Origin of the sequence: Lujinxingia vulgaris (assembly GCF_007997005.1) — a bacterium.
Taxonomy (GTDB): Bacteria; Myxococcota_A; Bradymonadia; order Bradymonadales; family Bradymonadaceae; genus Lujinxingia.
On sequence record NZ_VOSL01000142.1, the window covers coordinates 1 to 11,988 of the forward strand.

The 11,988-nt window shown below is 64.4% G+C and carries 6 protein-coding genes; 3 read left to right on the top strand and 3 right to left on the bottom strand.

The features are described 5' to 3' along the window. Nucleotides 1-306: 306 nt before the first annotated feature. Nucleotides 307-1,230 (top strand): ribonuclease Z, encoded by a 924-nt coding sequence (gene rnz, locus FRC96_RS19340; RefSeq protein WP_146976992.1) that lies wholly within the window; start codon nucleotides 307-309, stop codon nucleotides 1,228-1,230. A gap of 493 nt (nucleotides 1,231-1,723) precedes the next feature. On the opposite strand, the gene FRC96_RS19345 is transcribed toward rnz, so the two are convergent. After that, complete coding sequence (locus FRC96_RS19345) at nucleotides 1,724-4,705, bottom strand: MXAN_5808 family serine peptidase (RefSeq protein ID WP_230470476.1); 2,982 nt, start codon at nucleotides 4,703-4,705, stop codon at nucleotides 1,724-1,726. A gap of 492 nt (nucleotides 4,706-5,197) precedes the next feature. Here FRC96_RS19345 and FRC96_RS19350 point away from each other — a divergent pair, with 492 nt between their 5' ends. Both FRC96_RS19350 and FRC96_RS19355 read left to right on the top strand, forming a co-directional pair. Beyond that, nucleotides 5,198-6,442 (top strand): serine/threonine-protein kinase, encoded by a 1,245-nt coding sequence (locus FRC96_RS19350; protein WP_146976996.1) that lies wholly within the window; start codon nucleotides 5,198-5,200, stop codon nucleotides 6,440-6,442. A gap of 159 nt (nucleotides 6,443-6,601) precedes the next feature. Continuing rightward, nucleotides 6,602-9,394 carry a vWA domain-containing protein gene (locus FRC96_RS19355; protein ID WP_146976998.1) on the top strand — a complete coding sequence of 931 codons (2,793 nt, stop codon included), beginning with the start codon at nucleotides 6,602-6,604 and terminating at the stop codon, nucleotides 9,392-9,394. A 281-nt stretch (nucleotides 9,395-9,675) separates the two neighbouring features. Here the strand turns inward: FRC96_RS19355 and FRC96_RS19360 are convergent, their stop codons facing one another. Then, nucleotides 9,676-11,358 (bottom strand): acyl-CoA carboxylase subunit beta, encoded by a 1,683-nt coding sequence (locus FRC96_RS19360; protein ID WP_230470477.1) that lies wholly within the window; start codon nucleotides 11,356-11,358, stop codon nucleotides 9,676-9,678. Then, complete coding sequence (locus FRC96_RS19365) at nucleotides 11,355-11,954, bottom strand: biotin/lipoyl-containing protein (RefSeq protein WP_230470478.1); 600 nt, start codon at nucleotides 11,952-11,954, stop codon at nucleotides 11,355-11,357. Before FRC96_RS19365 ends, FRC96_RS19360 begins: the two co-directional genes overlap by 4 nt. Between the last annotated feature and the right edge of the window lie 34 nt (nucleotides 11,955-11,988).

Consider the following 11,988-nt stretch of genomic DNA (forward strand, 5'->3'; position numbering starts at 1 on the left):
ATTGGATAGGCGGACGGCCTCGGTCTTGAAGTCCTTGGGATATTGTCTGCTCATCGGAACACCTCGTTGTGGTTACTAAAACCATTCTCTTCGATGTGTCCGGGAAATTGAAGGAACCTCAACTTCCATGTTCGAACGCCTGGCACCCGATCCTCACTTCCATGTTCGAACGCCTGGCACCCGTGCAGGAACCCATGACCCCGGTTGACCCGATCCCTGCGATCGTCCATGGTGGCCGACCTTCTGGCGCTGCCTCCGCGGGCGCCCTGACGCTTCATCGATTTTGCCTGCCTCGACCATCGTACCATGTCCATTCAACTCGTTTTTCTCGGGACCGGCAGCGGCAAACCCATGCCGCAGCGCAACGTCTCATCGGTCGCACTCTTTCGCGAAGGGGAGCTCTTTCTCTTCGACTGCGGCGAGGCCACACAGCTGCAGCTGACCCGCTCCGGACTCCGCCCCGGCGCGCTGCGCGCGATCTTTCTGAGCCACTTTCACGGCGACCACGTCAACGGCCTGCCGGGCCTGCTGGGCTCACTGACACTGAACCAGCGTGACGATGCGCTCGATATCTACGGGCCTCGCGGCTTGCGGCGTTGGTTCAAAACCCTTCACGACCTCCACATTCTTCGCCCGGGGTTTCGGGTGCGTCTGCACGAGATCACGGAAGCCAGCAGGGTCTTTGATGGCGAGGGCTTCCACGTCGAGACGCAGGCCCTGAACCACCGCATCGACACCTGGGGTTACGCCCTCGTCGAAGACAGCCGCCCGGGACGCTTTGATCTGGAGCGGGCCCGCGCTCTGAACATCCCCTCGGGCCCCATCTTCGGGAAGTTGCAGCGTGGCGAAACCATCACGCTCGAGGACGGCCGTACGATCGAGCCTTCGCAGGTGCTCGGCCCGGCTCGGCCCGGTCTGAAGATCGCCTACTGCTGCGACACCGTTCCCTGCCCCGAAGCCATCGCGTTGGCCCGCGACGCCGACCTCCTCATCCACGAGGCGACCTACGTGGCTGGCGATGAACGAAGCGCCCATCAGCGTGGACACTCAACCTCCGCCGATGCCGCACGATGCGCCCGTGATGCCAACGCAAAGCGCCTGATCCTGACGCACATCTCCCAAAAACACCTCAACCTGGAAGAGGTTGTTCAGGGAGCGCGCTCCATCTTTCCCAACGTTGAGATCGCGCGCGATCTGGCTGAATTTACGGTCGAGCGCCGCGATAGCTAACGCGGTGGGCGCATCACCTGCAGCGACGCCTGGCACCCGCGCAAAATCCTTGTGTTCGAACGCCTGGCACCCGCGCAAAATCCTTGTGTTCGAACGCCTGGCACCCGATCTTCAACACCATGTTCGGACGCCTGGCACCCGATCTTCAACACCATGTTCGAACGCCTGGCACCCGATCTTCAGCATCATGTTCGAACGCCTGGCACCCGATCTTCAGCACCATGTTCGAACGCCTGGCACCCGATCACAGATGCCTCGTTCGATTGCCTGGCACCCGATCTTCAACACCATGTTCGAACGCCTGGCACCCGATCTTCAACACCATGTTCGAACGCCTGGCACCCGATCTTCAACACCATGTTCGAACGCCTGGCACCCGATCTTCAACACCATGTTCGGACGCCTGGCACCCGATCACGCCCCCAGAACACAAAAAACGCCCGGATCGCAGGATCCGGGCGTTTTTATGCTACGGGGTCTTCGTCCCGACGAATCAGCTGCGTTCGCGGTAAACGTACACGCTCTCGGTGGTCATCAAGCCGGACTCGTCACGTGTCACCAGCGAGATGCGGTTCATGCCTTCGAAGAGAGGCACTTGCGCGTCAAACGACACCTCGTCGCGATCGACGCGCTCGTAGTTGAGCTTGCGCGTCTGGACATCGCGGGGGCCCCCCTGACGTTGCACCACCACGTAGTAGTCTTGAATCAGGCCCTCATCGCGGATGGTGCCCTTGAGCTGCACGGCCGCATCGCCCGTCAGCATCTGAGTGGGGTTGAGCGACACCATCGGCTTCTGGAAACGGCTCCAGGTCGCCACACTCTCATCGGCCGACGCCTCGCCACCGTCCATCGTGGCGTTGTCGGCGCTGACCCAGACCTCGCGCTCCCCGAGCTTGAGCTTGAGCCAGTCACCGCTGCGAGCTTCGACCTCCAGGCGAGCACCGGGTTCCAGACGCGCCACCTCGGCGCTTTGGGCGTGCGCGCCGACGTGCGAGACGGCGCCCTGCGCACCGATCGTGGCCACGCCTTCGGCGTCCTCCACCGGCGCCACATCGTCGATCACCGGGATCTCCAGGATCTTTTGCACAAACTCACGGTAGGCCATGTCGTAGAGGTCGAGCTCCAGGCGAGCCACGCCTTCATCGGGGCTTCGACGCACACGGAACTCGAAGTCGAACTGCTCGGTGCCGCCTGCCGCCAGGTCTTCCACGGTGCCTCGCCCGCGATTCAGGTAGATGGCGTCACCAGAGAGGTTCTTGAGGTAGACCATGACCTCATCGCTGGGCACCGCACCGACGTTCTCCAGGTGAATGCGCAGGGTGACGTCTTCTTCTGTCTGTAAGATCCCGTCACCGTTGCCACCGAGCACCTCGTAGGAGAACGCGAACTGCGGACGCTCCTGCCCCTCGATGGGAAGATCGAAGTGGTGTTCGCCGGCAAACTCCTGCTCGTCATCGCTGACCACAAATTCCATGCGATCGTGGCGGCTGGCGCTGTCTTTGGGGATCTCCAGAGTGACGGTCCACTCACGGGTCTCGCCGGGATCGACTTTCCCGAAGATGAACTCACGGTGACGCAGCAGGAGGTTGTCGGAGCGCGTCAGCGCTTTAACGCGGTAGAGCGGCTCGGTGCCCCGGTTGGTCAGCGCGGCGGTGACCTCCACCTCCTGACCGGCCTCCCAGGGGCCTTCGCTTGCGGCGCGAACCTCAAGCTCATAATCGGCGTTTGCCACCGACTCTCCGGCGCTCCAGTCGACGCCCATCTTGCTCAGCTCGGCTTTGATCTCGCTTAGCTCCGTATCAAAGATCGTCTGCAGCTCGCCCTGAAGCTTCTCCAGAAGCGCCTCCCGGCGATGCTCTTCGCCGGCGGCGACAAGGAGTCGCTGCGCCAGACGAATCTCAAAATCTTCGCGGAACTCATCCGGGTTGACGAACTCCTCTTCCTCTTCATTGAGGGCGTCTTCATCCAGGTAGCGGATCTGCCGCACCACACCACCGGCATCCGGCTGCGTGGTGGGATTGGCCAGCGTCATCGCCAGGTCGCTCTCACGCTGCATCGACTGCGACAAAAACATATTGACCGAGTCCGGGGTCACCACCACCGGAATTGTGCGCAGATCGGGGATGATCCCTTCATTCTGGATCGAAACGCCGCCCGGGGTCAGGTACTGCGCCACCGTCAGCTTGAGCGCCGAGTCGTCCGGGAACTCATAAAGAATCTGCACCGTGCCCTTACCAAAGGTCGTGTCGCCCAGCACCACCGCGCGATCGTTCTTCTGCAGCGCGCCGGCCACAATCTCACTGGCCGAAGCGCTACCACCGTTGACCAGCACCACGATCGGGTAGTTCGGCTCGGTCCCGGCACGATTCGCGGACTTCGTCTCCCGCAGCTTATTGCCGACCCCGACCGTGCTCACGATCGTCCCCTCGTCGACAAAGAGATCGCTGATGCGAATCGACTGCTCCAGAAGCCCGCCCGGGTTATCGCGCATATCCAGGATCAGCCCCTGCATCCCTCCCATCTGCTCTTTAAGCTCGGCAAGATGCGTACGCACATCGCTGTAGGTGTTGGCCTGGAAATTCTTGATGCGCAGATACCCCACCTTCTCGGCCAGCGGCTTGGAGTCCACGCTCTCGATCTTGATCACCGCGCGCGTCACCGTGAACTCGCGCGGCTCCGGCCAGTTCGCCCGCTGAATCCAGAGATTCACATCGGTGCCCGGCTCCCCGCGAAGCAAATTCACCGCCTCGTTGAGGTTCATGTTGATCGTCGACTCCTCCCCGATGCGCACAATGCGATCCTGAGCCTTGATGCCCCGCTGCGAGGCCGGCGTCCCTTCAATCGGGCTGATCACGGTCAGCTGACCATCGCGGATCGAGATCACGATCCCCAGCCCACCAAAACGCCCCCCCGTCTGGGTCTGCATCTCCTCATAATAGGTCGGCGGCAAAAGGTTGCTGTGCGGATCCAGCGTGGAGAGCAGCCCGTTGATCGCGGCGTACTCGATATCCTCATTCTTGCGCTCGGGATCCTCGGGTAGATGCTGCTCCACAAACAAAAAGATCTCTTTGAGACGAAGGCTCATCTCCCAGAGGCTCTCCATGGAGTTGGCCTCAAACTCACGCCGCTCCGAGCCCACCTGCACCACCACCTTCTCCGGGCTCTGCTCGGGGTCGTCGACCTCATAGCTGACCACAAACTCCGGGATCTGGTTTTGCACCGCCTCCAGAGACGCGATCAACATCTTGGCCGGCTCAATGCGCTCGGGCTCCACGTAGTTATCCTTCAACTGCAGGAGCACCCGGTTGAGGATCCGCAACGACGAGAAGCGATAGGCTTCTTCCTCCCCCTCCTGGGCCGAGACCGTCGCCTGACTCAGATCAAACTGCACCCCGCGCTCGCCAAGCTGCACGCTCAGCGCGAACGCGATCGTCACGGCGACCGCCGCTACCACATAGCGACCCTGTCGTTTCATAAAGCTCATGTCTTTCCTGATCGTCTCCCCTCGCTACATGCACGCACGCCGCGAGCGGTTTTTTGTCTCAAATTCACCATCGGGATCTTAGGTCGACGCCTCACCAATCGACAACCCGTGCTGCCCCACCTCAAAGCGCGTTGGCTCGACGCATGGCGTCTTTCCGCCCATCAAAGGTGGTTCCCCCACTGCCAGATTCAACGTCGCCCCGGCACCCTACCATTCCCGCCCAAATTGTCCCACATCTTCTTACAGATCGAACCGGGTGCCAGGCATTCGTACATCTCACTCACGCACGGGTGCCAGGCATTCGTACACGGCACTCGTACGGGTGCCAGGCATCCGTACATCTCACTCACGCACGGGTGCCAGGCGTTCGTACATCTTCACAACGCCCATCTCCTTTACTCTTGCCACCTTTCCCCACACAGGCCATCATGGCTCGCCACGCCTGACCCCTCTTTTTAGCTGCCCGTAGATCGAGTTGTTCCCATGGCCCTGATGCCCGCTGCCGGCGACATCGTCGACGATGTCTTCCGCGTCGAAGAAGAGATCGACAGCGGCAACTTCGGCGCCGTCTACAAAGTTCGTGATCTTCTGGAGCACCGCACGCTCGCGCTCAAGGTCCTCAAGCCCGGCCCCCACGATGAGAACGAGCTGCGCCAGCGCTTTGAGCGCGAGGCCAGCCTCATCTACAGCCTGCGACACCCCCACGTCGTCCAGGTCTACTACTACGGGCAGACCGAGTCGGGTCTCCCCTACATGGCCATGGAGTACCTGCAGGGCACCGACCTGCGCTCGTTGCTCCAGCACCACGGTGCCCTCTCCGAGGCCCTGGCGCGCCGCATCACCATCGAGGCCCTGGCCGCCCTGCATGCCGCCCACGCCACCGGCATCGTCCACCGCGACTTAAAGCCGGCCAACATCTTTCTCGTCAACGACGGCGACCGCGGCCAGGTCAAGGTTCTGGACTTCGGCTTTGCCAAAGCCCTCGACGGGGATACCGACTTTGAGATCACCAACGCCGGCACCCTGGTGGGAACCCCCGCCTACATGTCGCCGGAGCTGGTGCACAAAAAGAACGTCGGCCCTCAGGCCGACATCTACGCCTTAGGCCTTATTCTGGCCGAGATGCTCACCGGCGAGAAAGTCGTCAACATCGAGAATGTCTACGACACGATCGTCTTTCAGGGCTCCAAGAAAGACATCAAACTTCCCCGTGAGCTGCGCCGCTCGGTCTTTGCTCCCATCCTCGAGCGGGCCATCGCCAAAGACCTCGACCGCCGCTACCCGAGCGCCATCGAGATGATCGACGCGCTGCGCGCGCTCAATCTCGAAGGCGTCGGTCCCTACACCGACGATGTGCCCCTGACCAGCGCGCCGCCCTCCACCGGCACCGCCGACCAGCAGGCCCACACGCGCCCCCGCTCGGACGGGCGCCCCTCCCTTGTGGAGGTCGACCAGGCCCTGGCCAACGCCTCCGCCCAGCACCTGGTGCTCGAGAGCGAGCCCACCGTCGACTACCCCCGCAACACCCAGCCACAACTGCAGCCTCGCCAGGCGGGCTACCGCCCCACCGCGCAGATGCCGGCCATTTCGCGCAGCTCCACGGCCACCATGGCCACCGCCCTGCCCGAAGAGCCAGCCGAGGAGGGACGCTCCGCCTGGGTTGACATCGCGCTGGGGCTCGTCATTGGCGGCGTCGCGCTGGGCGCCATCCTCTTTTTCTTCACCTGACGACGCATCGTCTCGCCCCCACCACACACTTGAGAGCACGTTTGTCTCACTGATGCGCGTCTTCAACACGGTGAGCCCTCGGTGACGAACTGGCGAAGCACCGCGCTCTCCCTTAGGGTGGGAACATCGACGACGACCTCCGACCGAAGGTTCTCCCGCGTGCTTACCTCTGCCCCTGCCCACAACGCCCCACTGGCCCGCCCGGTACTGCTTCTGGCCGCACTGCTGCTCGCCAGCGTGACGCTGCTCTCTGCGCCTGTGCTCCACGCCCAGGAGAGCGCGCCGGCGTTGAGTGCGCAGTCGCGAAGCGTTCAATATCTCATCGTCATCGACGACTCCGGATCGATGCGCGTGCGCACCGCCGAGGGACCGGCCGCCGATCCGGAGCGCCTGGCCATCTTCGCCACCCGCTCGCTGCTCAGCATGCTCGACGATCGCGATGAGGTCAGCGTGCTGCGCCTCAATGGCGCGCGCGAGGGCGAGTCCCCGATGCCGATCGCGCCGCTGGCGGAGAACCGCACGCGCCTGGGCACCATGCTCGCAAATGACGGCCCGGTGGCCGCCTACCCGGGCAAGCTCACCCCCTGCGCCTCGGCGCTGGAGGCGGTCCGCGAGGAGCTCAACCGCGCGCGACGCCCTAACACAGCCCAGGTCGTGCTCTTTCTGACCGACGGCGAATGCAACGACGCACAGGTGAACGCCACGCGCTACCTGAACTCAATCGATGCGCATAAAGACGGCCTCTTTCAGTTCTACCTGCTGCGCTGGCGCGGGCGAGTCTTCTCTCAGTACCTGGTCGACCTCGCCAGAGAGAGCGGCGGCAGCGTTGGAGAAGTCGGCGCCGATGACCCCACCGACCTGCTCGCCCCCTTTGCCAACGCCCTCTCGCGCTCCCAGGGGTACAGCGCGCACTTGCTGCGCCCGGGCACCACCACCATCCCCGCCCACACCGGCGCGCGGCGAATGAGGCTTCTGGCCGTCGCCCCAGACCAGGGGAGCGAACTTCGCCTCAACCTCAACTCGCCAGAAGGCCAGCCGCGCACGCTCGGCGCCTCACGCACCGGCCTGCATCAGTACGAAGATGGCAAACGCTACCGCTACGTCGCCCTCGACTACGAGCCCGGCACCACCCCGGTCACCGTCCAGGTCGCCGGCGGCGCCAACCGCTGGCGCGTTGTCGCGCTCCCGGACTACCGCCTCTTTGTCGAGACCCGCGTTCAGCAGGGCCGCTGCGGTGGCCAGGGCGAAGATACCAACTTTGTGCAGGTGGGCGCGGGCATCTGCGTGACCCTCTCGCTCGTCAACGAAAAGGGTCAGGTGGTCAGCGCCGATGTCGCCTCCCGCGGCACCGAGGCGGCCATCCTCTACCAGGAGCCGGGCGCCGAGCCGCGCCGTCTTCCGGCGGCGGCCACCGACGAGGCTGCGGTCTTCCGCTTTGAGCGCGTCAACCTGCAGGAAGGCGATCACATCCTCTCGCCGCGCATCACGCTCCCCTCGGCCCAGGGCGCTCCGGTGACCCTGCGCGGGGCCGCGCGCACCCTCCAGGTCTCCACCCGCCGCATCTCCGCGACCCCGGCCAACCTGGAGGCCGGGGATCTCTTGCCCGGCACCGATCATTTTCAAGAAATCGTCATCGACGGGAACTTCCCCGCCACCCGCGCCCGCCTCACGGTGGCTCGCCCCGACGATCTTCCCGAATGCGTCACCTTCGCGCTCAGCGGCGTACCCGCAGGCCAGGCCCAGACCATTACCCCCGGCCAGACCTACACCCTGGAGACGCGTGTCGCCCCCTACTGCGGCCCGGTCGATCTGCGGCGCACCCTCGACAACGCCCTGCGACTGGAGTTCGACCGCGGCGCGCACTCCATCCCCATCCCTACTTTGGTGGTCCCGGTGCGCGCCGAGCTGATAAGCCAGCTGGCCGCTCCCACCGGGCTTGAGACCACTCTGCGTGGCGGACAAAAACGCGACCTCCGCGTCAGCCTCTCCGGCAACCACCGCCGCGCGCAGCACTTCGACGCCGTCATCCTCCCCACCGACGAGCGCACCGGCTGGCCCGGCGATGATCTCCGGCTGACCTTCCTCGATGCCGATGGCAAACCCCTCCCCGAGAGCGACCAGGGCCAGGTCACCACCGATGTGGTCCACGCGCCTGGCACCGAGGGCACGCCCTCCGCATCAAGCCCCGTCCTCACACTGCACCTGCGCGCCGACGCCTGCTGCGAGGCCGGCACCTACACCACCGAGATCGCGCTCGTGCCCCGCCAGGGTGCGAGCGCACCGCTGCGCCTTCCGTTGACCGTACACGTGGAGGCGGCCGGCATGTGGCGCTGCTGGGGCACCACCATCGCCCGCACCCTCCTCGTTCTACTCCTGGCCCTGCTGCTGGCCTACATCGCCAACATGTGGCGCTCCAGCCATTTTCTGGACCGCGACCGACTGGCCGACCGCCTCGTCCCCCTCTACTGGAGCGACTACGGTGAGACGCGCCCCCAGACCCGCTCGGCCGAAGATGTGCGCCGCATGGTACGCAAAAGCCTCGGGCTGTGGCCGCGCCTTAAAGCCTGGCTTGCCGCCAACCCCCTGGTCTTCGGTCTCCCCGGCCGCGACTACTATGAGAGCGCCGAGCTCGTGCTCGACGCCACGCGCAACATCCACCGCAGTCGCCTGCGCCTGAGCCACGAGCGCGAGCTTCTCAGCGAACTTCGCACCACCCCTCGCCGCGGCCTGGCCAAGATCTACACCACCGCCCAGGGGGGCATCTCCTTCTACGCGGTGCCCGCCGAGGGCAACCGCCTTGGGGTCTTCGAAATGCAACGCGAGTTCGACGACTTCGCAGATCCGACCGTCGAGTTCGAACCCAAACTCATCAACCTGCGCCGACGCACCGAGCTCATCGCTATGCACTCCGACCGCGAGCCCGACACGATGGCCGGCTGGCGCATCGGTTGATTTGATTCAAAGCGCCCGGGTGCCAGGCGATCGAACGCCTGGCACCCGATCACAGCCTTCATGTTCGAACGCCTGGCACCCGATCACAGCCTTCATGTTCGAACGCCTGGCACCCGATCACAGCCTTCATGTTTGAACGCCTGGCACCCGATCACAGCCTTCATGTTCGAACGCCTGGCACCCGATCACAGATGCGGCGCGATCGAACGCCTGGCACCCGATCACAGATGCGGCGCGATCGAACGCCTGGCACCCGATCACAGCCTTCATGTTCGAAAAACTCAAAGTGGCCCGTTGCCATGACGTTTCGGCGCACTCCACTCCCGCTTGTTGAGCATCACCCGGAGATGTCGGTAGAGCCTGGAGCGCGTCTCACACGGCTCGATCACCGCATCGATATAGCCGCGCTGCGCGGCGATATTGGGATTGAGAAAGCGCTCCTCGTAGTCCGCACGGAGCTCTGCGGCGCGCGCCTCCGGGTCCTTGGCGGCGGCGATCTCGCGTCGGTTAAGCACCTCCACCGCCCCGCTGGCCCCCATCACCGCAATCTCGGCGCGCGGCCAGGCCAGGTTCACATCCCCGCCCACATGCTGCGAGCTCATCACGATATACGCCCCTCCGTAGGCTTTGCGCAGAATCACCGAGAGCTTCGGTACGCTGGCCTCGCAGTACGCGTAGAGCAGCTTCGCTCCGTGGTCGATCACCCCGCCGTACTCCTGCTCGCGCCCGGGCAGAAACCCCGGAACATCCACCAGACTGACCAGTGGAATCCCAAACGCGTTGCACGTGCGAATAAAACGCGCCGCCTTTCGACTCGCATCAATATCGAGCACCCCGGCGTTGACCAGAGGCTGATTGGCCACCATCCCGACCACATGCCCGCCTAATCGCCCCAGCCCCACGACCACATTTTGGGCCCAGCCGGCTTGCACCTCCATAAACGAGCCGGCGTCCACAACCAGCTCCACCACCCGACGCACATCGTAAGGTTTGCGAGGATCCTCGGGCACGATGGTGTTAAACGCCACATCCATACGCGCCACATCATCCTCGGGAGCCACAAAAGGCGGCTCCTCCCGGTGATTCGATGGCAGGTAGCTTAAGAGGCGACGCACCTGTGAGATCGCCTCCTCATCATTCTCCCACCGAAAATGGCTCACTCCGGTGCGCTCGGCGTGCGTGCGGGCCCCGCCCAGATCTTCGACCGTGATCTCTTCAAAGGTCACCGTCTTGACCACCTTCGGGCCGGTCAAAAACATAAAGCTCGACTGATCGACCATGCCCACAAAGTCGGTAAGCGCCGGCGAATACACTGCCCCGCCGGCGCAGGGCCCGGCAATCACGCTGATCTGCGGGATAAGACCGGAGGCCGCCACGTTGCGTCGAAAAATCTCCCCGTAGCCTCCCAGCGCATCGACCCCCTCCTGAATGCGCGCCCCTCCCGAATCATTGATGCCCACAAAGGGGGCCCCGGCCCGCATCGCCAGGTCCTGCAGGCGAGCGATCTTCTGAGCGTGCGCCTGCCCCAGACTCCCCCCAAGCACGGTGCGATCCTGCGCGTAGGCAAACACCGGCCGGCCGTCGACAAGCCCACTGGCGGTAACCACCCCATCGCCCGGGATCTTTTTGTTCTCCAGCCCGAACCCCTGCGCCCGATGGGTAACTTCGGCCCCGATCACCTCCAGCGTCCCCGCATCAAACAAACGCTCCAGCCGGGCCATCGCCACGCTGACCTTCGCCCGCGCGTTCCAGATAGCGTCGGTGCCAGGCGCTCGATCTTCTTGAGCCCGCTGGCCCTCTGCACGGGTGCCAGGCGCTCGATCTTCTTGAGCCCGCTGGCCCTCTGCACGGGTGCCAGGCACCCGATCTTCTCGACCACGCTCGCCCTCTGCACGGGTGCCAGGCACTCGATCCTGTGTCTTCGCGATAGTTTGCAACTCGATCACCTCATGAGACTGACTCATCGCAGCACCTCGCTTGCGTTCATCGCGCCCGAATCCCAGCGCATTAACACGTCGTCTTTTCGCACCGTCTCACCGGGGGCCACACAGACCTCGCCGACCACGCCGGCGTGCGACGCGTAGAGGGTGTTCTCCATCTTCATCGCCTCGATCACCGCCAGCGCCTGACCGCGCTCCACACGCTGACCCGCAGCGACCTCCACCGAGAGCACCACCCCGGTCATCGGAGCGCGCTGCACCTCGGGAGACACCGCCGGCTCACTCGGCTGGGCCGGGCGATCGTGCGCACTGCGCCGGAGCACGACCTCCCCGGCCGACTGCACCCTGACATGGCGCGCCTCACCCTCCGCACTCGCCCGAGCGCCCGGCACCCGGACCTCGCCAGCCGCTCCCGAGAGCGCGCGGACATCGAGGATGTGCTCCGCCCCGTTGACCCGCACCACCACGCGCTCGCCCTCCAGGCGACCGATCAGCTGCAGAGCTACCTTTCGGCGAGTGTCCCCTTGTTCGACAGACGCCACCCACTGCCCGCGCCTCTCCTCGCGGACCTGCACCAGGTGCTCGCGCCAACCATCAAGCTCAACGACATACTGTGCCATCATCTTCTCCAGGTTCGTGTCTCTCACCGATGCC

Excerpts from the sequence above, each read along its gene's own strand:
- FRC96_RS19360 (WP_230470477.1), bottom strand. The coding sequence starts at position 11,358 with ATGAGTCAGTCTCATGAGGTGATCGAGTTGCAAACTATCGCGAAGACA.
- FRC96_RS19365 (WP_230470478.1), bottom strand. The coding sequence starts at position 11,954 with ATGGCACAGTATGTCGTTGAGCTTGATGGTTGGCGCGAGCACCTGGTG.
- rnz (WP_146976992.1), top strand. The coding sequence starts at position 307 with ATGTCCATTCAACTCGTTTTTCTCGGGACCGGCAGCGGCAAACCCATG.
- FRC96_RS19350 (WP_146976996.1), top strand. The coding sequence starts at position 5,198 with ATGGCCCTGATGCCCGCTGCCGGCGACATCGTCGACGATGTCTTCCGC.
- FRC96_RS19345 (WP_230470476.1), bottom strand. The coding sequence starts at position 4,705 with ATGAAACGACAGGGTCGCTATGTGGTAGCGGCGGTCGCCGTGACGATC.